At 46.6% G+C, this 23,860-nt stretch carries 24 protein-coding genes and 2 tRNA genes; 10 read left to right on the top strand and 16 right to left on the bottom strand.

Annotation, left to right across the window (positions count from 1 at the left end):
• Positions 1-29 precede the first annotated feature (29 nt).
• The 9 genes from rsfS (at position 30) to lipA (ending at position 7,918) form a co-directional block, all read left to right on the top strand.
• Entirely contained in the window at positions 30-350 is a 321-nt protein-coding gene (gene rsfS, locus H595_RS0102420; RefSeq protein ID WP_027669752.1) for a ribosome silencing factor, read from the top strand.
• A gap of 6 nt (positions 351-356) precedes the next feature.
• Positions 357-827, top strand: coding sequence for a 23S rRNA (pseudouridine(1915)-N(3))-methyltransferase RlmH (gene rlmH / locus H595_RS0102415; RefSeq protein ID WP_027669751.1), 471 nt, complete (start codon positions 357-359; stop codon positions 825-827).
• Between the two features lie 2 nt (positions 828-829).
• Positions 830-2,698, top strand: a complete 1,869-nt coding sequence (gene mrdA, locus H595_RS0102410; protein WP_027669750.1) for a penicillin-binding protein 2 — start codon at positions 830-832, stop codon at positions 2,696-2,698.
• Positions 2,691-3,809, top strand: coding sequence for a rod shape-determining protein RodA (rodA, locus tag H595_RS0102405; RefSeq protein WP_027669749.1), 1,119 nt, complete (start codon positions 2,691-2,693; stop codon positions 3,807-3,809). Before mrdA ends, rodA begins: the two co-directional genes overlap by 8 nt.
• Positions 3,806-4,621, top strand: coding sequence for a septal ring lytic transglycosylase RlpA family protein (locus H595_RS0102400; protein WP_037053472.1), 816 nt, complete (start codon positions 3,806-3,808; stop codon positions 4,619-4,621). Before rodA ends, H595_RS0102400 begins: the two co-directional genes overlap by 4 nt.
• Before the next feature lie 46 nt (positions 4,622-4,667).
• Positions 4,668-5,825, top strand: a complete 1,158-nt coding sequence (locus H595_RS0102395; RefSeq protein ID WP_027669747.1) for a serine hydrolase — start codon at positions 4,668-4,670, stop codon at positions 5,823-5,825.
• Between the two features lie 96 nt (positions 5,826-5,921).
• A complete protein-coding gene (gene ybeD / locus H595_RS0102390; protein WP_027669746.1) occupies positions 5,922-6,203 on the top strand; it encodes a DUF493 family protein YbeD in 282 nt (93 codons plus the stop codon).
• Between the two features lie 49 nt (positions 6,204-6,252).
• The gene (gene lipB, locus H595_RS0102385; RefSeq protein ID WP_051219705.1) at positions 6,253-6,960 is read left to right on the top strand and encodes a lipoyl(octanoyl) transferase LipB; all 708 of its coding nucleotides are present in this window, start codon (positions 6,253-6,255) and stop codon (positions 6,958-6,960) included.
• On the top strand, positions 6,953-7,918 hold the full coding sequence (gene lipA / locus H595_RS0102380; protein WP_027669744.1) for a lipoyl synthase: 966 nt from the start codon (positions 6,953-6,955) through the stop codon (positions 7,916-7,918). The genes lipB and lipA overlap by 8 nt, the downstream gene beginning before the upstream one ends.
• A 65-nt stretch (positions 7,919-7,983) precedes the next feature.
• Here the strand turns inward: lipA and H595_RS0102375 are convergent, their stop codons facing one another.
• Complete coding sequence (locus tag H595_RS0102375) at positions 7,984-8,322, bottom strand: hypothetical protein (RefSeq protein WP_156885905.1); 339 nt, start codon at positions 8,320-8,322, stop codon at positions 7,984-7,986.
• Between the two features lie 292 nt (positions 8,323-8,614).
• Between H595_RS0102375 and H595_RS0102370 the strand changes: the two genes are divergently transcribed.
• Complete coding sequence (locus H595_RS0102370; protein WP_027669742.1) at positions 8,615-8,971, top strand: PilZ domain-containing protein; 357 nt, start codon at positions 8,615-8,617, stop codon at positions 8,969-8,971.
• Between the two features lie 6 nt (positions 8,972-8,977).
• On the opposite strand, the gene H595_RS0102365 is transcribed toward H595_RS0102370, so the two are convergent.
• The 15 genes from H595_RS0102365 to folP form a co-directional block, all read right to left on the bottom strand.
• Complete coding sequence (locus H595_RS0102365; RefSeq protein WP_027669741.1) at positions 8,978-10,153, bottom strand: hypothetical protein; 1,176 nt, start codon at positions 10,151-10,153, stop codon at positions 8,978-8,980.
• Positions 10,143-11,051: a lipoprotein NlpI gene (gene nlpI, locus H595_RS0102360; protein WP_205623156.1), complete on the bottom strand. Its 909-nt coding sequence runs from the start codon at positions 11,049-11,051 to the stop codon at positions 10,143-10,145. Before nlpI ends, H595_RS0102365 begins: the two co-directional genes overlap by 11 nt.
• Positions 11,032-13,161: a polyribonucleotide nucleotidyltransferase gene (pnp, locus tag H595_RS0102355; protein WP_027669739.1), complete on the bottom strand. Its 2,130-nt coding sequence runs from the start codon at positions 13,159-13,161 to the stop codon at positions 11,032-11,034. Before pnp ends, nlpI begins: the two co-directional genes overlap by 20 nt.
• A gap of 177 nt (positions 13,162-13,338) precedes the next feature.
• Positions 13,339-13,608, bottom strand: coding sequence for a 30S ribosomal protein S15 (rpsO, locus tag H595_RS0102350; protein ID WP_027669738.1), 270 nt, complete (start codon positions 13,606-13,608; stop codon positions 13,339-13,341).
• A 121-nt stretch (positions 13,609-13,729) separates the two neighbouring features.
• On the bottom strand, positions 13,730-14,653 hold the full coding sequence (gene truB, locus H595_RS0102345; protein WP_027669737.1) for a tRNA pseudouridine(55) synthase TruB: 924 nt from the start codon (positions 14,651-14,653) through the stop codon (positions 13,730-13,732).
• A complete protein-coding gene (rbfA, locus tag H595_RS21495) occupies positions 14,653-15,111 on the bottom strand; it encodes a 30S ribosome-binding factor RbfA (protein ID WP_037053468.1) in 459 nt (152 codons plus the stop codon). The genes truB and rbfA overlap by 1 nt, the downstream gene beginning before the upstream one ends.
• A gap of 71 nt (positions 15,112-15,182) precedes the next feature.
• A complete protein-coding gene (gene infB / locus H595_RS0102335; RefSeq protein WP_027669736.1) occupies positions 15,183-17,867 on the bottom strand; it encodes a translation initiation factor IF-2 in 2,685 nt (894 codons plus the stop codon).
• 21 nt (positions 17,868-17,888) lie between these two features.
• On the bottom strand, positions 17,889-19,388 hold the full coding sequence (gene nusA / locus H595_RS0102330; RefSeq protein ID WP_027669735.1) for a transcription termination factor NusA: 1,500 nt from the start codon (positions 19,386-19,388) through the stop codon (positions 17,889-17,891).
• A gap of 29 nt (positions 19,389-19,417) precedes the next feature.
• Positions 19,418-19,873, bottom strand: coding sequence for a ribosome maturation factor RimP (gene rimP / locus H595_RS0102325; protein WP_027669734.1), 456 nt, complete (start codon positions 19,871-19,873; stop codon positions 19,418-19,420).
• Between the two features lie 317 nt (positions 19,874-20,190).
• Positions 20,191-20,267 (bottom strand) — tRNA-Met (locus tag H595_RS0102315).
• A 74-nt stretch (positions 20,268-20,341) separates the two neighbouring features.
• Positions 20,342-20,426: transfer RNA gene (locus H595_RS0102310), tRNA-Leu, on the bottom strand.
• A gap of 15 nt (positions 20,427-20,441) precedes the next feature.
• Positions 20,442-20,771 carry a preprotein translocase subunit SecG gene (gene secG / locus H595_RS0102305; protein WP_027669733.1) on the bottom strand — a complete coding sequence of 110 codons (330 nt, stop codon included), beginning with the start codon at positions 20,769-20,771 and terminating at the stop codon, positions 20,442-20,444.
• A 2-nt stretch (positions 20,772-20,773) separates the two neighbouring features.
• A complete protein-coding gene (tpiA, locus tag H595_RS0102300) occupies positions 20,774-21,526 on the bottom strand; it encodes a triose-phosphate isomerase (RefSeq protein ID WP_027669732.1) in 753 nt (250 codons plus the stop codon).
• Positions 21,527-21,609: 83 nt separating this feature from the next.
• A complete protein-coding gene (gene glmM, locus H595_RS0102295) occupies positions 21,610-22,944 on the bottom strand; it encodes a phosphoglucosamine mutase (protein WP_027669731.1) in 1,335 nt (444 codons plus the stop codon).
• A 3-nt stretch (positions 22,945-22,947) separates the two neighbouring features.
• Positions 22,948-23,781 carry a dihydropteroate synthase gene (gene folP, locus H595_RS0102290; protein WP_027669730.1) on the bottom strand — a complete coding sequence of 278 codons (834 nt, stop codon included), beginning with the start codon at positions 23,779-23,781 and terminating at the stop codon, positions 22,948-22,950.
• Positions 23,782-23,860: the final 79 nt, after the last annotated feature.

The raw sequence follows: 23,860 nt of genomic DNA, 5'->3' as shown, positions 1-23,860 counted from the left end.
CCGCTTTTTTAATGTGCAGAGGATTTAGGGTGCAAACATCCGAGTTAGTAAGTTTTGTTCAAGACAAAATTGACGATATGAAAGGCCGTGATATTGTTGTGTTAGATGTCCGTGGTAAGTCTAGCGTAACAGAGTTCATGATAGTGTGTTCAGGCACATCTAATCGACATACTAAATCAATTGCTGACTATGTTGCGGCAGAAGTTAAAAAAGCCGGTATTAATGCGCTAGGCATTGAAGGCCAAAGCTCTGGTGAGTGGGTTTTGCTAGATTTGGACGACGTAGTTGTGCACGTCATGCTGGAAGAAAGCCGCAGCTTTTACCAGCTGGAAAAACTTTGGGGTGCTTAAACCAGTATGAAGTTAATACTGATTGCTGTAGGCAGTAAAATGCCAGCTTGGGTACAAAGCGGCTACGACGAATACGCCCGCCGCTTTCCGCGCGATATGGCGTTGGAATTAATCGAAATACCCGCGGGGAAACGGGGTAAAAACGCTGATATTAAACGCATTCTTGAACAAGAAGGTGAAAAAATGCTGGCGGTTGTGCCGCGGGGTAGCAAAATAGTGACACTGGAAGTAACCGGTGATAACTGGAGTAGCCCACAGCTGGCCAGTAAGTTAACCGACTGGCAACGAGATGGCCGTGATGTCTGTTTGCTGGTTGGCGGACCAGAGGGTTTGGCACCAGCGTGTATCGCTGCCAGTGAGGCTAAATGGTCGCTGTCTGCGCTAACACTGCCTCACCCGATGGTGAGAGTCGTACTGGCAGAAAGTTTGTATCGGGCATGGAGCATTTGTACTAACCATCCTTATCATCGCGAGTAAAGATGTTAAAAAAGCGCGTTGCCATCCAGGATTTCGCTGCCGAAACCAGACTGTTTAACCACAGGGCTGTGGTAGCAATGTCAGTTGTTGCGATACTGTTTTGCGTCATTATCTTTAACCAATATCAGTTGCAGATAGTCTCGTATCAAGATTATCAAACCCGCTCTGAAGGTAATCGCATTAAAGTTATGCCGATGGCACCTAATCGCGGTCTAATCTACGATAGAAGTGGTATTTTACTTGCGGAAAACCGGCCGGTTTTCTCACTGGAGCTGGTACCTGAACAAATCAAAGATATGGATGAGGTGCTTTCAGCACTGGCTCAGTTAATTGATATTACACCAGAGCAAATAGAGTCATTCCTCAAGCATGTCAAAGCACAGCGCCGCTTTAATAGCATTGCATTAAAAGAGCAACTCGACGATACCGAAGTTGCCATACTTGCTGCGAATCAACACCGTTTCCCGGGTATTACGGTAGAAGCCCGTTTAAGCCGCCATTATCCGTTTGGTGATCTGTTTACTCATGCGCTAGGCTACATTGGCAAAATAAATACCCGTGAACTGCAACAACTTGATGAAGATGGTGAGGCCGCTAACTATGCCGCCAGCCGCGATATTGGCAAAATTGGTCTGGAACGTTTTTACCAGCGTGAGTTACATGGCACCATGGGTTACCAGGAAGTTGAAGTTAATAACCGTGGCCGGCTAATCCGGGTATTGCGTTCAGTTCCTGCAGTGTCTGGACAAAATATTCATCTGGGACTAGATGTTGGCTTACAACTCACTGCTCAGCAAGTGCTAAAAGATCAACGTGGCGCTATTGTGGCGATGGACCCGCGTGATGGTGCAGTATTGGCGTTTTATAGCAACCCAAGTTACGATCCTAACCTGTTTGTCCACGGTATTAGCTCAACCAACTACAATGCACTGCTGCACTCGCGCGACAAACCACTGTTTAACCGGGTAACACAAGCTACCTACCCTCCGGCGTCAACGATTAAACCACATCTCGCATTACTCGGCCTTGAAACGAATACCATTACACCCAGCAGTAAAATTTGGGACCCGGGATATTTTATGCTGCCAAATGTCGACCACCGCTTTCGCGACCACATAAGCTGGGGCCATGGCTGGGTAGATATTTACACTGCGGTGATGAAGAGCTGCGATACATTTTTCTACGAATTAGGGGTAAAACTCGGCATTGATCGTATCTCTGAATACATGGGAAAAATGGGTTTTGGTGAAAGAACCGGCATTGATATTTTTGAAGAAAGTAGCGGCATTATGCCATCTCGCGGCTGGAAGCGCGCCAGACACAATCAGCCTTGGTATCTCGGTGATACCGTGCCGTTAAGTATTGGCCAAAGTTACTGGACGACGACCCCACTGCAACTGATTGTTGCCACGGCCGTAATATTAAATGAGGGGCAGTTGGCTACGCCACATCTGGTAACTGCTTTTAGCGATGAACAAAACACCACTTTTCACTCACCACCATTACAACCGGCAATAGAAGTTGTAGACCCAAATAACTGGCAGGTGGTAAGAGATACCATGCATCGCACAGTGAAAGACATCGGAGGCACGGCACACAAAGCGTTTATTGGTGCCAGCTATGATGCGGCAGGTAAAACAGGCACCGCACAGCTAGCCGCCATTGCCCAGGATGCAAAATATGATGCCAAGGCGATAGATGAACGGTTGCGGGATAATGCTATGTACATTGGCTATGCGCCTTACGACAACCCAAGTATTGTTATCGCTGTAGCATTAGAAAATGCCGGTGGCGGTGGCAGTAATGCGGCGCCGATAGCACGGCATATGCTGGACTATTACTTTACCGCCGGAGTAAACGCCAATGAATGAACAGTTTGACAGCTCAGCCAGACAAAGCAGGCTGGCGCTGTTCCACATTGACGGCCCCTTACTGCTCGGATTAATGCTACTGATGGGCTTTGGCCTAATGATCCTCTACAGTGCCTCAGGCCAAAATATGATCATGATGAAAGCTCAGCTTATTCGTCTTGGCGTTGCCCTGGCGGTGATGGTAGCTATTGCGCAGGTTAAGCCTCAAACCTTGAAGCGCTGGTCATTGCCGCTTTTTATTGCCGGCTTAGGCTTATTAGTTGCCGTGTTATTGGTTGGACACGTGGGTAAAGGTGCCCAGCGCTGGTTAGATTTAGGCTTTATGAAGTTTCAACCGTCAGAAGTAATGAAGCTGGCCGTTCCAATGGCCGTGGCATGGTTTATCTCGTCGCACAATTTACCTCCCAGACTATGGCATTTGTTGGTGGGTTTTCTCATGTGCGCTATTCCCACCTTACTTATTGCCAAACAACCCGATTTGGGTACCTCTATTTTAATTGCTACTGCGGGTGTGTTTGTGTTGTTTATGTCCGGCATGAGTTGGCGCATTATTATTTTTGTTGCTGGCGTAATTTCGGCATTTTTACCGGTCTTGTGGATTTTTTTGATGCATGACTACCAACGTCAACGTGTCCTCACTTTTCTTAACCCGGAAAGCGATCCACTTGGCTCTGGCTACCACATTATTCAATCAAAAATTGCTATTGGCTCAGGTGGGTTAGAAGGTAAAGGTTACCTACAGGGCACACAGTCACAACTGGAATTTTTGCCTGAACGCCACACCGATTTTATCTTTGCCGTGGTAAGTGAAGAAATGGGGTTGCTGGGCGTGCTGGTTTTGTTAGGTGTCTATCTGTTTATTATTGCCCGTTGCATGTTCATTTCTACTCAGGCACAAGAGAATTATAGTAAGTTAGTTGCGGGGAGTTTTACCCTGACATTTTTTGTCTACGTATTTGTTAATATCGGTATGGTATCGGGCTTGCTACCGGTTGTGGGAGTGCCACTGCCGCTGGTAAGTTATGGCGGTACCTCTATGGTAACTTTGATGGCTGCTTTTGGGGTAATAATGTCTGTCTGTACACATAAACGCATGTTGGCAACGCCATGATGAAATACTTGTGGGTAGTGCTTTGCCATCTCTGTCTGCTGTCGGCATGCAGCAATACACGTGATAATGCTCAGAGCCGCGCCAGCGAGCCTAATGCCGGTCGTTATCAACAAAGCAAAGACAGCATTCCCAAGCGACTCCCAACCTTATTGGAAATGACTGACCCAACGCCTCAATCTGAACCGCTTAGTCGAGGCGGCAACAAGCCATATAATTTATTTGGCCAAGATTACACGCCATTAATTAGTGCTGTAGATCATACTGAAGTTGGCATTGCGTCTTGGTATGGTAATAAATTTCACGGCCATCTGACGTCAAATGGTGAAACCTACAACATGTTTTCTATGACAGCGGCCCACAAAACGCTACCGCTACCGTCATACGTTAAGGTAACTAATCTGGATAACAAACAAACTGCCATTGTCAGAGTTAATGACCGCGGCCCGTTTCACCCCAACCGCATTATTGACTTATCCTATTCTGCTGCCAACAAGCTGGGGATGCTACAACAAGGTACAGCCAGAGTTAAGTTAGAACTGTTACAGTCGCCGGCCATGCTGGCACAGACAACACCTGTCGAGCCATGCTATATTCAGGTCTTTGCCAGCGTCGACAGCAATAAGCTTTCGCAATTGCAGCAAGAACTGAAGCAGCAACAAGCATTGCCGTCTGAAGTTCGCCCTGCCAGTGGAATTTTTCGCTTGTTGGTGGGTCCGATACATGACAAGCAACAGGCTCAACGCTGGCTAAGTCAATTGCGTACGGGAAGTTTCCCATCAGCCTATTTTGCTGATAGCCAGCAGTGCAGCTGAACTCGAATTAGTGTTTAATCATCCATAAATTAAAAGAACAGGTCTCATGAATAGTTATTGCCACGTTTTCTCCGTTGCCGCCCTTACACTCGCTAGCATTAGCCTTACGGCTCAAGCCCAAACGGTAATGCCTGAGCCACCTGAGGTTGCCGCTAAAGGTCACATCCTGCTTGATTTTGACACTAATAAAGTCTTAGCTGAAAATAATGCAGACATGTCATTAGCCCCTGCTAGTTTAACAAAAATGATGACTAGCTATGTTATTGGTACTGAGTTAAAAAACGGTAATATCACCAATGACGATATGGTGACTATCAGTGAAAATGCCTGGGCGAAAAACTTTCCGGGTTCGTCACTGATGTTTATTGAAGTGGGCACCAAGGTTTCAGTAGCAGACTTAAATAAAGGTATAATTATCCAATCAGGGAATGATGCCTGTGTCGCCATGGCAGAGCATATTGCAGGCAGTGAAAGTGCCTTTGTTGATTTAATGAATGCCCACGCTCAGCGCTTGGGTATGCATAGCAGCCGCTTTGGTAACTCACATGGCTTACCAAGTGCAGAGAATTTTTCTACACCAAGAGATATGGCCATACTGGCAGCAGCACTTATCCGTGATGTACCAGAAGAATATGCTATTTACGCTGAAAAAGAATTTACCTATAACAACATTAAACAATACAACCGTAACTCTTTGTTGTGGGATCGCAGCCTGGACGTTGATGGTATAAAAACCGGCCACACCAGTGAAGCTGGCTTTAGCTTAATTACATCTGCAACACGCGATGGCATGCGGCTTATATCAGTTGTAATGGGCACTAACAGTGAGCGTAGTCGCCAAACTGAAAATAAAAAATTACTTACCTACGGCTTTCGTTTTTTTGAAACCTATATGCCTTATCAAGCTGGAGAGCAGTTTGCTGAGCAACGAATTTGGCAGGGTGATAAAGAGAATATCCAGCTCGGTATTTTGCAGTCAGTGCAAGTTACAATTCCGCGAGGCCAACGCAAAAACCTACAGGCAGACTTTACCTTGAATCAACAACTTATTGCCCCCATAACCAAGGGCCAGCAAGTTGGTACTATTTACCTTAAACTCAATGGTGAAGACATTGCTACCTATCCGTTAGTTGCACTGGAAGATGTTGCCGAAGGTGGTATCTTCAGCCGGATGATTGACTATATTAAAATGCAGTTTATCTAACTGGCTCAGTTGTAAACGGATGAAGTCCCGGCAACGCCCGGGACTTTTTGTTACAATACACCTATTAACAGCAACACCTGCGACAGAGAGACAACCATGGTGCAAGAAGTAAAAAATACCAAGTTCGACGAATATCTGGAATTTCCTTGCCAGTTCAGTTTCAAAATACTGGGCCTGGCTGAAGACGCGTTGGTAGATCAAGTGATGGCTGTGGTGCGGGAACATACTGAGGCCGGTGATTATAGCCCGGCCGTTAAGCCTAGCAGCAAAGGCACTTATCACTCCGTGTCTGTCAACGTAACTGTGACCAGTAAGCAGCATATTGAACTGCTGTACACTGAGCTTGGCAAAATTGAGCTGGTGCGTTACGTACTTTAAGGTAATACCACAGGCATAGCCATTCGTATTCCATGTATAAGGCGGTATAATGCACAGCGTTTCGAACCACGCCGGACAACAAGTGCCTTTAGAACAACATATAAATAGCCAACTCGTTGTACGTGATCTGGCATTGCAGGACTACACTACCGTGTGGCATGCCATGCAGCAGTTTACGGATCAGCGCAACGCTAGCACACCGGATCAATTGTGGTTGCTGGAACACAACCCGGTGTTTACCCAGGGGCAGGCCGGAAAAGAGGAACACCTGTTGTTTCCCGGCGATATACCGGTGGTAAAAGTTGATCGGGGTGGCCAGGTAACGTATCACGGCCCTGGGCAACTGGTAGTCTATGTATTATTCGATTTAAAGCGACGTAACTTAGGCGTACGCCAGCTGGTTACGTTACTTGAGCAGGTGCTGGTGTCATTATTAGCATCCTATGGCATCAATGCTTATGCCAAATCCGATGCGCCAGGTGTCTATGTTAATGATGCCAAGATTGCCTCGTTAGGTTTAAGAGTGCGCAAAGGCTGTACCTTTCATGGCCTGGCATTAAATGTAAATATGGATTTGGCGCCGTTTTCCCGTATTAACCCCTGTGGTTATGCTGGTATGACGATGATCCAATCAAACGATTTAGGCGGCCCGCAAAGTATTGCCGAGGCCAAACAAAGAATAGTGCAGTGTTTTATGCAGCAACTGAATGTCGCGACACTGCAGCACACCACAGGGTTAGACTGGCAAAATGACTAAAACTGCACGTATGGAACCGGGCGTAAAACTGCGCGACGCGGAAAAAATGGCACTTATTCCGGTGAAGGTGTTACCGACAGAGCCAGATCAAATGTTGCGTAAACCCGAGTGGCTAAAAATCAAACTGCCAAAAAGCTCAGAACGTATTGACCAGATTAAAGGCGCACTGCGCAAACATGGTTTACATTCTGTATGCGAAGAAGCCGCTTGCCCCAACCTGACAGAATGCTTTAATCATGGTACCGCTACGTTTATGATCCTTGGCGCTATATGCACCCGTCGCTGCCCATTCTGCGACGTAGCGCATGGCCGCCCCCTGCCGCCAAGTGCTGAAGAACCTGAAAAACTGGCGTTGACCATTCGTGACATGAAACTAAAATATGTTGTAATTACGTCAGTCGACCGCGACGACTTGCGCGATGGTGGTGCGCAACATTTTGCCGACTGCATTAGTGAAATACGTAAACATAACCCTGAAATAAAAATTGAAGTGCTGGTACCTGATTTTCGTGGCCGCATGGATACTGCACTGGATATTTTGACGCAAACCCCACCAGACGTGTTTAACCACAATCTGGAAACCGCGCCACGACTATACAAGCTTGCGCGTCCCGGTGCTGACTACAAATGGTCGCTACAACTGTTACAACGCTATAAAGCGGCCCACCCGGAAGTTGCAACCAAGTCTGGTTTAATGGTCGGCCTGGGTGAAACCACGGAAGAGCTGATTGAAGTATTAAAAGACCTGCGTGCGCATGATGTCGACATGCTTACGGTGGGCCAGTACCTGCAACCGAGTAAACACCACTTACCAGTAAAACGCTATATGCCACCGGCCGAGTTTGACGAGATTAAACGCATTGCTTACGAGCTGGGATTTAAGCATGTTGCCAGTGGCCCCTTTGTGCGCTCAAGCTACCATGCCGACCGCCAGGCAGCAGGTGAAGATATTAGCTAACAAAGATTGTAATTAATGCATTATATAAAAGCGCCATAAGGCGCTTTTATATAATGCGAAATCAGCTACTTGTGTTGCCTCCACACTAATTTCATTCCTAGCTGTAGCGCTAATTTGTTACCATGTAAGCAGTGCCTTTGCAGGCCATATACGCATAACCAACTTGCTCTTGTGGTTTGCAGGCCACATGCTTGAAAGACAACGCCGTTACCGCCTAAGCGCTGTGTATCAATCTTTAGTTTTGTCATCAAATAGCCCTGGCTGGGTTTTTCATCCATTCTATCAACCTGGCAGTAGTCTGCATCAACATACCCCACTACAGCAGCGTTTAATTGCCAAATCTCACCCTCGGAGTATTCTTTTACCACACCCGCTCTAATACTATTTTCTGCTTTGTTCTGCACGTAAGGACCCATGTTAGAATTAAACACAATTCCTGAGCACCCCGTTAGATAAAAACACAATATAAACAAGCTTGCTTTCATAAGCCCTCCAAACACGCACCAAAACTTTATTTCATTCTACCTGGTGAATGTTAATTTACAATAAGTCAAACTAACTAACATATTCTACTAAATCAATCGGAACTTACTTTGCTTTCCAAGCTACAATGCTAAAGATATACTGCGGGAGCATTGTCGTGCTTTTGTTTAACTTAAAAGACGCTATGCTCAATAAAGATTAATGGGGGACGAAATGGATAACAGACGTTTTAGCCGGGTCAATTTTAAAGGCAAAGCTCATCTTGATATGGGTGAGCACAGCTTATTTACTGAAGTACTGGATCTCTCATTGCAAGGTGCCTTGATCAGCAAACCTAACGACTGGCCAACGGCTATACCTCAGCAACTTCAATTGCGTATTCAGTTGGATGATTTTCCGTTGGAAGTAATTATGAGCGTTAGCGTTGCGCATACTTCTGATACGGTAATAGGATTGCACTGCGAAAAAATAGATATAGAAAGCGTCTCACATTTACGCCGGTTGTTAGAACTTAACTTAGGCGATGCTGAGCTCTTAAGCCGAGAACTGTCAGAACTAAGCGCAGACTAGTCCCTGTTAATCTACTGCTAATGCTTGCTGCGCATCTGCATAACCTTGTTCAGATGCGCGTTGCATAAACTGTTGCCACTGCAACCAACTTTGCTGCTGTCTAGCAAGGTAAGCAAAATAATATTGTACCGGCATTAGCTGCTGTGGGTTTTGCAACACTTGTTGCGCTAAAGCCAGATATAAATCCGGTAATCCAAGCTCATAAAATCGCATCACATTTGTTGTACTTACCACACGATAGGCTTGCTGCCCAATAGACTGGCAGGTTTTTACAGCGGTTAAAGCAATATCCTCTGGCGCTAATTGCCAATGTTGCAAATACGCTGTGCTATTGTCACCAATAATAAGATTGGGGTAGCGCATACCCGGCTTACATATCGCCATAGCCGCTTGCTCTGTCAAAGGATACTCATCTACAAAGCCCAAAACATGCATAAACTCGTGACGAAATAATGCCAAGTCAGCATTGTCTGGCAGCTGCAAAATACCGTTGTTGTAACTGGCTTTACCCCGCCCAGCAATAACCAATAGCTGGCTAAATCTGCCAGTTTCAACAACAGTGTCAAGTGCTCGATAATGGCACTGTATAAGGGTGTCACTGCTTTCTGTACAGCCCAAAACGGTGCTATCCAGAGTATATACTGGCAAAAAACAGACTGGTAGCTGCGACAACTGCGGATCTTGTTGCCATTGCTGAGATAAGCTTTGCCAGTTGTCTGCCCCAGCCTGCTGACTAATAACCGGTTGCAACGTGAGTTTACAGCCAAGAGCATGGGAAATGCCCGCAATACGGGGTTTGTTTTGTTGCCATAATCCCAACTCAGCACGCTGTGCCAGATTTACGGCAGCGTTATCAATGATATTGCTATCAAGTTGTTGCTGCAGCCACTGCGCTGTAGCAAGCCTACCTTGTTCGCGCTGTTGTAACTGCAAGGCATGATGCAACGCAATATCATCGCCAAGTAACGCTGCATGTCGAAACCAACGCAGCGCTGCATCATACTCTGCCGAGGCTAAGCGCTGACTCGCTAACGTAACTGCAGCAACGGGGTCGTCTGCAGCCCTTCGCGTCAACTCAGCCTGATTATTATTTACCGGCTGACAAGCACTCAGTAACAGAAAAGCAAAAAAGCCGGTAAACCGGCTTTTTATAAATCGTTGTACCAATATATTACGGCTCATCGTATTCGCTGGCGGGCATAGTGTCACCTCGCAAACGTGCTATTTCCAAGCGGGCATAGCGGTGCTCAACAAACTCAAATACGTTAGTCGCCAATACTTGCTTGTAATAAGTTAATGCTTGCTCCTGACGATTCTGGCTTTCATGCCATTTAGCCAAGTAGAAATACACTTCACACAATCTTTCGGCCAACAGCTGTGAATTGCTTAAATCTTGTAATACAGAATCAAGCAACGTTTGCTCAGCCATTTCTCCCGCCAGAAAGCGCACTATGTTAGTAGACCATTCCGCCTTATCTAACTTAGCAAGGTTCTGCTTCAATTCAGTGCGGGCTTGCTCAGTGGATACATCGCTTTGGGCAAGGTATAACCAAATAACACGGTAAGCATCGTTAGGTTTTAACGCCAAAAAACGTTTGAAATCAGTTAGAGCTAATTCAGTTTTGCCAGCATAATATAACGCAATACCACGATTTAAATAGGCAAATTCATGCTCGGGCGCTAGCTCTAAAGCAGAATCAAATGCTTCAAATGCCGAGTTAAAGTCACCATTAACGGTATTGTGAATACCAACAAAATTGTATGCGTCCGCCATATCAGGTTTTAAACGCAAAGCGCGAATAAAATCCAGGCGAGCCAATGAACGTAACCCAACGCTATCGTACATCACACCACGGTCGTAGTATAACTGCGCAGACTGTTCTTCCGACAACTCTGCACGGTACAAGATTTCACTTAACCGGGCGATAGCCAATTCAGTACGGGTTGACGCGGCAAGCGGTTCTGGTACAAGCCAACCAGCATGCATGGCCGGCTGCGAAGCGCAGCCGCCAAGTAACGAAGCCAATAGCGCCAAAGGCGCTATTTGACTTAACAGCCTATTAGGCATTGTCTTCAACATTTGCAGGCTCAGTAGCAGGTTTAGCGGTCGCTTCTTTAATACTTAAGCGCACGCGGCCTTGCTTGTCGACTTCTAACACCTTAACGGCAACTTTCTGACCAACAGTTAAGTGTTCAGAAACATTATTCACGCGCTCATCAGAGATTTGTGAAATATGCACTAAGCCATCTTTACCCGGTAACACGTTTACAAAGGCACCGAAATCAACAATACGTACGACTTCACCTTCATAAATGGTACCTACTTCAATTTCAGCAGTAATAGCGTTGATTTTGTCGATAGCAATTTGTGCCGCTTTGGCTGTTGTAGCGGCAATTTTAATGCTGCCGTCGTCTTCCAGTTCAATGGTAGTACCTGATTCTTCAGTGATCTGACGAATTACTGCACCACCTTTTCCGATAACTTCGCGGATTTTCTCCGGGTTAATCTTCATGGTGTAAATTCGCGGCGCGTATTCTGACATTTCTTCGCGGTGACCGCTGATAGCCTGGTCCATCACGTTCAGAATATGCAAACGGGCAGCTTTAGCTTGCTTAAGCGCAATTTGCATAATTTCTTTGGTGATACCATCAATTTTGATATCCATTTGCAGCGCTGTAATACCGTCGGTAGTACCCGCTACTTTAAAGTCCATATCACCTAAATGGTCTTCGTCACCTAAGATGTCTGACAGAACAACGAAATCGTCGCCCTCTTTAACCAACCCCATAGCGATACCCGCTACAGATGCTTTGATAGGTACGCCAGCATCCATAAGTGCTAATGAAGAACCACACACCGATGCCATAGAACTTGAACCGTTTGATTCAGTGATTTCAGACACGATACGAACAGTGTATGGGAAGTCATTAAAATCAGGCATAACAGCTAGTACGCCACGCTTCGCTAAACGGCCATGACCAATTTCACGACGCTTAGGCGAGCCAACCATACCGGTTTCACCAACACAGTACGGAGGGAAGTTATAGTGCAGCATAAAGGTGTCGGTTTTTGCACTTAGCAAGTCATCGATATTTTGTGCATCACGGGCAGTACCCAAAGTTGCAGTTACAAGCGCTTGAGTTTCACCACGGGTGAACAAGGCTGAACCGTGAGTACGAGGCAATACGCCCGTCATCACGCTTAAACCACGGATCATTTCCGGGTCACGGCCATCGATACGCGGCTCGCCCTTGGTAATACGACCACGTACCACTTTAGATTCCAACTCGTGGAAAATATCGCCGACGTCGTTTTTATTAAGTTCTTCACCGTCAGCCAGCTCAGCAGTTAATTTTTCAACTAAAGCGGCTTTGATTTCACCAATACGCTCGTAGCGTTTGGCTTTTTCAGTGATTTGATAAGCTTCACTCAGTTGAGCGCGTGCTAATGTGTCAATTTTATCAATTAACGGCTGGTTCTTCGCAGGAGCCTGCCAGTTCCACTTAGGCTTCCCGCCTTCAACAGCAAATTCATTGATAGCATTGATAGCCGTTTGCATTTGCTCATGGCCATACATTACTGCACCTAGCATGACATCTTCAGACAGAATGCCGGCTTCAGATTCAACCATTAACACAGCACTGGAAGTACCGGCTACCACTAAGTCCAGCTTAGAGGTTTTCAGCTCTTCTTCTGACGGGTTCAGGACGTACTGGTTATTAATATAACCAACACGAGCCGCACCGATAGGGCCAGCAAACGGAATACCTGATAACGCCAGCGCAGCAGAGGCACCGATTAACGCTACGATATCGGGTTGAATTTCCGGCTGTACGGATACAACAGTAGCAATAACCTGAACTTCATTAATGAAGCCTTCAGGAAACAGTGGACGAATTGGGCGGTCGATTAAACGCGACGTTAAGGTTTCACCTTCAGATGGGCGGCCTTCGCGTTTAAAGAAACCACCAGGGATACGACCGGCAGCATACATTTTTTCTTGATAATTTACCGTTAACGGGAAGAAATCCTGACCAGGTTTTGGCTCTCTCTTACCCACTACCGTTACTAAAACTGACGTATCACCCAGGCTGGCCAGCACTGCGGCATCTGCCTGACGGGCGATAACGCCGGTCTCTAAGGTAAAAGTGTGTTGGCCGAATGGGAATGATTTTACGATGGGAGTCACGTGTTTGTTTCCTTTACTTAATCGCCTAATTGCGATGTCATTTTTGTCGTTTAATTCTTACGTAGTATACTCTGTAACCAAAGCGGAAAGATAGTTCAGTCAATCGTTAAGTTTGTAGAAAATTTCATCGCCTAATATAAAAAAAGGGGCTAAAAGCCCCTTTTTTACTTAAACCGATTAACGGCGTAAGCCTAAACGCTCGATCAGTGTGGCGTAACGGCTCTGGTCTTTACCTTTTAAGTAATCCAGTAATTTACGACGCTGGCTAACCATGCGCAACAAACCACGACGAGAGTGGAAGTCGTGCTTGTGCTGGGCAAAGTGGCCTTGTAAATGGTTGATTGACGCAGTTAACAGGGCTACCTGTACTTCTGGTGAACCTGTGTCGCCTTGCTTAACAGCAAAGTCAGCAACGATTTTTGCTTTATCAGCAGCGTTTAAAGACATATGTAACTCCAAATGTGAGTGAACTAAAATAAGGGAATTGCCGATCACTCATCCAGCAAGCCCAAAAAACCGCGCGATTATACCATTTTACGGTTTTTTCTCAATACGTTTTTCACTAGCATTACAGTGCAGCTGTATTAAGTAAACGCCGTGAACTTAAGATACTATCGGTTATCTCGCCAATACCAAAAAAACTATCGTCAGGACCATGTAGTTTTATTGCCGTAATGTTCTGCGCAGTCACCTGACAACTCTGGCCATGTTGTAACCGATGCTGCTCAGCACCAGTCAGAACTATTTTAGGCATAGCAACAATACCCGCATCCATCGGCAGTAGCAGGCTGTCCATAGTGGTGAAATCGGTACTTTGATGACAAGTTTCAGCCAATTCATCCAATTGTAATGGCGTAATCATTTGCGCCGCGTCAAACGGGCCAACCTGAGTTCGGTGCAACTTAGCAACATGAGCACCACACCCCAGCGCCTCACCTAAATCATCAATCAGTGTGCGAATATAGGTGCCTTTTGAACAGTGCACTATAAAATCAGCATTACTACCCGCCATTGCCAGTAGCTCGAAGCGAAAAATACTAATGGGCCTTGCATCACGTGGTACTTCGATACCCTGGCGCGCATAGCGATACAATGGTTGGCCTTGATACTTCAAAGCAGAAAACATCGTTGGCACCTGCAGAATATCCCCGCGAAACGCCTGCATCGCCAGCTCCAGCTCTGCCTGGCTGAAATTGACCGGCTTTTCGCTGATTATTTCACCTTCGCTGTCACTCGTATTAGTTCTAACACCAAAGGTCGCCGTAACGAGATAGGTTTTATCCGTATCGAGTAGAAACTGGCTAAACTTGGTTGCCTCACCAAAACATATAGGCAGTAAACCTGACGCCATGGGATCTAATGCCCCAGTATGACCGGCTTTTTGAGCCTGAAACAACCAACGAACACGCTGTAAAATGCCGTTACTGCTAACTTCCAGCGGCTTATCCAGTAATAAAATGCCATTTACCGCACGGGCATTTTTACGCGCCATTAGTTATTAGGCTCGTCGCTGTTGCTGACTTCTGTATCCGCTGCGTCTTTATTTGCGTCAACATCATCCAACGCTTGGCCTGATTCCAACCGGCGACGGTCATCATCAGCGCGAGCTGAGCTAACCAAGGTGGCCATACGAATACCTTCGTTAAGCGACTCATCAAACACAAAACGAATGTGGGGCACAATACGTGCCTGGATCCGCTTGCCAATTAAGCTTCGGACAAAACCAGACGCGTCGTTTAAAATTTTAAGGTTGTCTTCAACCTTTTCATCGGCAAGGCCTAAAAAGGTCACAAATACCTTGGCATGCGATAAGTCTCTTGATACTTCCACATCGGAGACCGTAATCATGCTGTGTAAACGCGGATCTTTAATTTCACGCTGTAAGATCACGGCCATTTCTTTTTTCATTTGCTGCGACAATCTGTCGACGCGCGAGAATTCTTTACTCATACACTTATTTCCGTTGTATGCAGCAGACAAAACAGGGGCCGTCGGCCCCTGTTTTATTGTTGCGTTGCCTGTTACAGGGTACGTTCAACCTGTATCACTTCGAACACTTCGATTTGGTCGCCTTCGCGAACATCGTTGTAGTTCTTCACGCCGATACCACATTCGAAGCCGTTACGAACTTCACTAACGTCATCTTTAAAGCGACGTAATGACTCCAGCTCACCTTCAAATATAACCACGTTGTCACGCAGTACGCGGATAGGCGCGTTACGCTTAATAACACCTTCGGTAACCATACAGCCGGCAACCGCACCGAATTTCGGTGAACGGAACACGTCACGTACTTGCGCCAGACCAATGATCTGTTGCTTAAATTCAGGCGCTAACATACCGGTCATTGCTGCACGAACTTCGTCTAACAGCTCATAAATGATACCGTAGTAACGTAAATCCAGACCTTCATCTTCGACTAACTTACGTGCAGTACCATCAGCACGCACGTTAAAGCCGATAACAATAGCTGAAGACGCTGCGGCTAATGTTACGTCGGTTTCGGTAATGCCACCTACGCCGCTACCAACAATTTTAACTTTAACTTCGTCAGTCGACAGCTTCATTAATGATTCAATGATAGCTTCTACCGAACCTTGTACGTCAGCTTTCAGTACGATATTTAGTTCTGACACATCGCCTTCAGTCATGTTAGCAAACATGTTTTCCAGCTTAGATTTCTGCTGACGTGCTAACTTAACATCACGGAATTTACCTTGGCGATACAGCGCAACTTCACGAGCTTTACGCTCGTCTTTTACAACAGTAACTTCGTCACCCGCCTGAGGTACGCCAGATAAACCTAAAATTTCTACCGGAATAGATGGGCCAGCCGTTTTAACGTCTTTGCCGTTCTCATCACGCATCGCACGAACACGGCCGTATTCAAAACCACACAGTACGATTTCGCCCTGCTTCAACGTACCAGCTTGCACTAGTATAGACGCAACCGGACCACGACCTTTATCCAGACGTGACTCAATTACCACGCCACGCGCTAAACCATCTTTAACGGCCTTTAATTCTAACAGTTCAGATTGGTTCAAAATGGCTTCTAGTAAGTCGTCAATACCCATACCAGATTTAGCCGATACTGGCACGAACTGAACATCACCGCCCCACTCTTCTGAAATAACATCGTATTGTGACAGTTCGTTACGTACACGTTCTGGATCAGCTTCTGGCTTATCCATTTTATTAACTGCAACCACTAACGGCACACCAGCAGCTTTCGCATGCTGAATAGCTTCTTTGGTTTGTGGCATCACGCCGTCATCAGCCGCTACCACCAAAATAACGATATCCGTTGCTTTAGCACCACGAGCACGCATAGACGTAAACGCAGCGTGACCTGGCGTATCTAAGAACGTGACCATACCGCGGTCAGTATCTACGTGGTAGGCACCGATATGCTGGGTAATACCACCGGCTTCGCCTGCAGCAACTTTCGCTTTACGGATATAATCCAGTAATGATGTTTTACCATGGTCAACGTGACCCATTACCGTAACAACCGGTGCACGAGACTCTAGTACACCCTGACCTTCACGGTCAGACATTACCGCTTCTTCCAGCTCATTTTCTTTTGTCAGCGTAAACTTATGGCCCATTTCTTCACAGACAATGGCCGCCGTTTCCTGATCAATAACCTGGTTAATGGTTGCCATAGCACCCATTTTCATCATCACTTTAATAACTTCTGATGCTTTAACGGCCATTTTGGCTGCCAGCTCAGCAACAGTGATGGTCTCGCCAATTTTCACTTCACGCTCAACCGGCTGAGCTGGCTTGTTGAAGCCATGCTGCATACTCGTCGGCGTTTTCTTTTTCTTAGCATGACGGTTAGCACGGTTAAATGCTTCTTTGTCATTAGCATCGTCTTTCTTTTTACCTTTTACAGGAGGCGCTTTTTTGCCTGCACCACGACGACCTGCACGCTCTTCTTTCGCGTCCACTTCATCTTCAGCCTGTTTAGCAAACTCGTTGCTGGTTAGGTGGTAATCATCAGTGTCTGCTGGCTTGGCTTTTTCTTCCTGAGCCCATCGTTCACTGTTTTCTTCTGCCAGTTTACGGGCAGCTTCGGCTTGCTTGGCCGCTTCTTCTTCTAGCTTCCGAAGTGCTTCAGCCTCTTGCTGCTGACGAATATGCTCAGCTTCTTTACGGGCTTCTTCTTTTGCTGCGCGACGTGCCGCTTCTTCCGGATCATCTTTCACCAGCTGAGCTTGCTTAGCTTCTTCACGACGTTTAGCTTCTGCAGCTTTGCGTTCAGCCTCTTCTTTGGCTTTTGCTGCCGCAATTTCTCTTGCTTTGCGATCCGCTTCCTGACGCGCGAGGTCAGCTTCGGCTTTCGCTTTTTCTTCTGCTAAACGGGCTTCTTCCTGTGCTTTTAATGTCGCTTCATCAACCAGAGGCTTTTTCACGAAGGTCTTTTGTTTTCGAACTTCAACCTGAATCTCACGGTTACGACCTGCGCCACCAGACACACTCAACGTGGTCTTCTCTTTGCGCTTTAACGTTAAGCGCGCTGGCTCTGATGAGTTTCCACCATGCTGTGCACTTAAATGTTCCAGTAAAGATTTCTTTTCATCTTCGCTGACTACCTGTCCGGCTGCTTTATTGATACCGGCATCAGCGAATTGCTGCACTAACCGTTCAACAGTAGTACCGACATCACTGGCTAGCTTTTCTATAGTGACTTCTGCCATTTGTGTTGTTACCTCCGTTGACTACTTATTTTCTTCGCTAAACCAGACAATATTACGGGCGCCCATAATCAGGTCGGCGGCTTGTTGTTCCGACATGGTGGCAATTTCCAGTAAATCATCAACACCCAGCTCTGCCAGGTCGTCTAACGTTGTTACCCCTTTACTGGCTAAAACATAAGCCATATGGGTATCTAATCCTTCCAGCGCTAACAGCGCTTCGCTTGGTTGGGCGTCTTCCAGCGATTCTTCGCTAGCGAGTGCGCGAGTTGTTAACACTGCTTTAGCACGACCGCGAAGTTCTTCAACCATTGCTTCGTCTAAACCATCAATGCTTAACAATTCACTCACAGGTACATAAGCAATTTCTTCTAGTGTCGAGAAACCTTCGTCAACTAAAACATCAGCAAAGTCTTCATCAATCTCTAAAGCATCAACAAAAGCCTGGCGTACCTTGGCTGTTTCTTCCTGGTGTTTCTGTTTCATGGCAGAAACAGACATAACATTCAGTTCCCAACCTGTAAGCTGGCTTGCCAAACGTACGTTTTGCCCATTACGGCCAATTGCCATTGCCAGGCTTGAATCTTCAACCGCAATGTCCATAGAGTGGGTATCTTCATCAACGATGATAGAAGCCACTTCTGCTGGTGCCATTGCGTTAATAACAAACTGGGCATCGTTGTCGTCATACAACACGATATCTACGCGCTCACCGGCCAATTCGTTTGATACCGCCTGTACACGTGAACCACGCATACCAACACAAGCACCAACCGGGTCAATACGACGGTCGTTAGTCTTCACCGCTATTTTGGCACGTGCCCCCGGATCACGAGCAGCACCACGCAGTTCAATCATTTCTTCGCCAATTTCTGGCACTTCAATGCGAAACAGCTCCAATAACATTTCTGGACGTGAACGGCTTAAAAACAGTTGCGCACCACGCGCTTCTGGCTTTACTTCAAACAGTAAGGCACGAATACGGTCACCCGGACGATAGGTTTCACGTGGTAACATTTCGTCACGACCCAACATCGCTTCAGCATTGTTGCCTAAGTCGACAATGATGCTATCGCGATTAACTTTTTTCACTACACCTGTGACTAACTCACCCACTTGGTCGACATAAGCTTCAACAACTTGTGAACGTTCTGCTTCACGCACTTTTTGCACGATAACCTGCTTGGCCATCTGCGTGGTGATACGGTCAAATTCGATAGAATCGATTTGCTCTTCGTAGTAATCGCCAATCTGCACTGAAGGCTCGTCGTACTGCGCTGCCGATAATGTCATTTCACGGTACGGGTGCTCTTGCACCTGATCATCCGGGATAACTTGCCAGCGACGGAAAGTTTCATAGGCACCGGTTTTACGATCAATACTGACGCGTACTTCGATGTCGCCTTCATTTTTCTTCTTCGTAGCTGCTGCCAACGCAAATTCTAATGCCTGGAAGATTTTCTCCCGCGGTACCGATTTTTCGTTTGAAACTGCATCAACAACTAATAATATTTCTTTTGCCATTGTCTGTTGCCTCGCTTTGCCCCGATACCTTAAAAAACAGGTACCACGTTTGCTTTATCTACGTTATCCATCAGCAAACGATAGGGTTTGCCATCTACTTCCACTATCAACATATCGTCTTCAATAGCTGTTAGTACGCCTTTAAACTTGCGACGGCCATCCTGTGGAATCGCAAGTTTCACTTCAATCTTTTGCCCTACTACTACAGCGAAATGTGCCGGAGTAAATAGCGGGCGATCTAAACCCGGCGACGATACCTCAAGCAGGTATTCGTTCGTGATAGGATCTTCCACATCTAAAATGGCGCTGACTTCACGGCTGACCAGTGCGCAATTATCAACATTCACGCCATCGGCATGGTCAATATAAATGCGCAAAGTCGAATGACGACCAGCCTGCACCAGTTCCAGCCCTAATAACTCAAAGCCAGTTGCTTCAACTGTTGGAAGCAACAGCTCGGTCAGTGTTTGTTCTTGCTTAGTCAATGCGACCTCCGAAAAACCTGTATCTGCTGCAACCAGGTCCTAGGTCGCAACAAATAAAAAAAGGGCTGCGTAGCCCAATACTGCTTAAAACTGAGTCTGCAGATACGAAAACGCCCCGAACTAGCGGGGCGAATGGGCATCTAATCAGTAAACATATCGCCAATGTTTACTGAAAAACATAATCACTTTTGCCTTAAAGCATCATCGTATGCGACAAGACTGAAAGTTGGTTGCGGGAGCCGGATTTCAGACCTTCGCCCTGCCGTTATAAAGAGGAGCCCGTTGGACTTTCTCTGTAACTGCTTAACCATTAAATTTGGTTGCGGGAGCCGGATTTGAACCGACGACCTTCGGGTTATGAGCCCGACGAGCTACCAGGCTGCTCCATCCCGCGTCCGTAATTGGCGCTTATTATATAGCGCTGACTGGTTAATCGCAAGGGTTGCTATGGCAAACTGTTGATTAATTTGGTGCCGAGAGCGGGACTTGAACCCGCACGTCCGAAGACACTACCCCCTCAAGATAGCGTGTCTACCAATTTCACCACCTCGGCAAATTCTTTGTTAACTTAGTTGCCTACAGGAATATCGCTAGCATCGTCTTTTTTCAATTCGACTTGCTCTGTAGTAGGAACAGAAAGATCCTGCCATTCGTCAACTTTTTTACTCTGGCCTGCACTGTAATTGCCCAGTACAATACTCAGGACAAAAAAGATGGTTGCCAGAATAGTGGTGGTTTTGGTAAGGAAGTTACCAGTACCAGAAGAGCCAAACACTGTAGCAGACGCACCAGCACCGAAAGAAGCGCCCATATCAGCACCTTTACCGTGCTGTATTAACACTAAGCCAATTAATGCCATCGCAACTAACAGATAAACTACTATAAAAATTTCGTACATGCTTATTCCTTTGCACCTTTTGTAACTGCAAGGCAAATTTGCGCAAATTCAACTGGCTTGAGGCTAGCGCCACCTACCAGTGCACCGTCTATGTCGGCTTGCTGAAATAACGCAACACAATTGTCTGCATTAACACTGCCGCCATACAATAATTTCACCGTTACGGCTGACTGCGAATTATATTTCGCCAAATGCTGCCGGATAAAATGGTGAGTTGCTTGAGCCTGTTCTGGCGTAGCTGACTCTCCGGTACCGATAGCCCATATTGGCTCATATGCAATCACTGAGTTTGCCAGTAATTCGGGCTGCGAAGCATACACCGCATCAAGTTGCCGTGCAAGAACCTGCTGAGTTTTTTCTTGTTGTCGCTCAGATAATGATTCACCAACACACAAAATAGGTGTTAAGCCTGCTGCTACTGCACGACTGAGCTTTGCCGCAATCAAGGCGTCAGTTTCAAAATTTAATTCGCGTCGCTCAGAATGCCCAACAATGACATAGGTTGCACCCGCCTCAAGGAGCAAATTGGCACTCAACTCACCGGTAAAAGCACCGCTAACTTCATGACTTAATGTCTGGCCACCTAAGGCGAACGTCTTTGGATTAGTAAAGGCTGTAAGCAAAGTTGCCGGCGGGCAAACCACAACAGTGGTAGTACCTTGCGACAACTCATTAAGCGCGGCAGTCATGTCTTGTGCCAGTGCAGCCGAACCGTTCATTTTCCAGTTAGCAGCAATCAGTGGTGTACGATGCATGATGCGGTATCCCCATTATTTACCGGGCGCGATAGTAACCAACCACGCCCAGCCAAACAAGTATTATTGGCGCAATTGAACAATCAACTGGCTATTTTTACCGCAGCGGCGATCTGTTCAGCATATTCACGCACCAATAATGCGTCTTCGCCTTCTACCATTACCCTGATCAAGGGTTCAGTACCACTTTTACGAATTAGCACTCGACCAGATCCATTAAGCCTAGTTTCAACATCTGCGATAACTTGCTTAACATGCTGCTTTTCTAAAGGTGCAGTGCCTTTTTCAAACTTCACATTGACCAGCACTTGTGGCAACTTGTGCATACCTTGGCTAAATTCAGCCAGCGTCATTTTCGCTTCAATCATCGCGGTTAATACTTGCAGTGATGCAATAATGCCATCGCCGGTACAGGTATGATCTAAGTTAAGTACATGACCAGAATTTTCACCACCGATACGCCAATCTTTCTCACGCAGCAATTCCATCACATACCGGTCACCAACTGCACTTCGGGCAAAGGGAATATCTAATTGCTGCAATGCCAGTTCAAGGCCAAGGTTACTCATTAAGGTGCCTACGACACCTCCATGTAACTTATTTTGTGACTTCGCTGCACGGGCAATAATATAAACAATTTCATCGCCATCAATAACACGACCAGTATGATCAACCATCATGACCCGGTCACCATCGCCATCATAGGCAATACCTAAATCAGCTTGTTGTTCTACTACCGTTTTCTGCACTAAGTCTGTATGCGTCGCGCCGCAGTCAGCATTAATGTTAATGCCATTCGGGCTAGCACCAATAAGCACAACCTCAGCACCGAGCTCTTTAAATACGGCAGGTGCAATGTGATAGGTGGCGCCATGCGCGCAGTCGATGACAATTTTCATCCCACTGAGCGATAGGTGGTTTGGTAAATGACTTTTACAAAACTCGATATAGCGGCCTGCCGCATCTTCGATACGCTGTGCCTTACCAAGCTTTTCTGACGATTCACAGACCATGGGCTGTTCCAGCTCATATTCTATCGCAAGTTCAACTTCATCCGGCAGTTTAGTACCATCAGCAGAGAAGAACTTAATGCCGTTATCATAGTATGGGTTATGTGACGCGCTAATAACGATACCGGCTTCGGCACGAAAGGTACGGGTGAGATAGGCAACGGCGGGGGTTGGCATTGGGCCCAGCAGGCGTACATTGATCCCGGCGGCAATTAAACCTGCCTCTAGTGCAGTTTCAAGTAAATAACCGGAAATACGTGTGTCTTTACCAATAAGCACTTTACGCGTGCCACGCTGCGACAACACCCGACCGGCTGCCCATCCTAGTTTCATGGCAAACTCAGGTGTAATAGGAAAATCCCCTACTTTGCCGCGTACGCCGTCGGTACCAAAATACTTTCTGCTCATCCTTTATACTCCATACTGCATGGCTGTCACTACCTTGACGGCCTGCACGGTTTCTTTAACATCATGCACCCGTATAATTTGGGCACCTTTTAATGCTGCAATAGTAGCGCAGGCCAGACTGCCTGCCAAACGTTCGTTCACTGGCAGGCTAAGTAACTGCCCTACCATAGACTTGCGCGACATACCGGCAAGCATCGCATAACCGGTATCACAAAACTGAGAAAGCTGGCGCAGTAACGTATAGTTGTGCTCCAGGCTTTTGCCAAAACCAAAACCGGGGTCAAGAATGATATTGTGTTTTTTTACACCGGCATGTTCACAGGCTAACGCTCTGTGTAGTAAAAACTGTTTTACCTCAGCGGTAACATCGTCGTACTGCGGTGCATGTTGCATACTGCGTGGCGCACCTTGCATATGCATTAAACAGACAGGAACCTGAGACGCCACAGCAACCGCGAGTGCTCCGGGTTCCTGCAGTGCCCGTACGTCATTGATAATATCTGCACCTGCCTGAACCGCTGCTGACATCACGGCAGCTTTACTGGTATCAATGGAAATAACACAATCAAACCGTTGCCTTATCGCCTCAATAACAGGTATTACCCGCAGCAGTTCAGCTTGTTCCGGCACCTCGTCAGCACCTGGGCGGGTAGACTCACCACCAATATCTAAAACCTGCGCACCATCTGCCAGCATTTGCTCGGCTTGACGCAGTGCATCGTCTACCCGCTGAATACGACCTCCATCAGAAAATGAATCGGGTGTGATATTTAAAATCCCCATAACCACTGGCCGTGTTAAATCAAGTTGGCGCTGACGAGGTAGAGACAACAGCATAGCGACTCCTGTAAAGCATAAACGTTATTTTTACTTACGATAAAAATAGGCACTAAAAATAAACCCCGGCAAAACCGGG

It is taken from the genome of Rheinheimera baltica DSM 14885 (genome assembly GCF_000425345.1).
GTDB lineage: Bacteria > Pseudomonadota > Gammaproteobacteria > Enterobacterales > Alteromonadaceae > Alishewanella > Alishewanella baltica.
The sequence above is the reverse complement of the archived record's forward strand: the minus strand, read 5'-3'. Positions and strand labels throughout refer to the sequence as shown.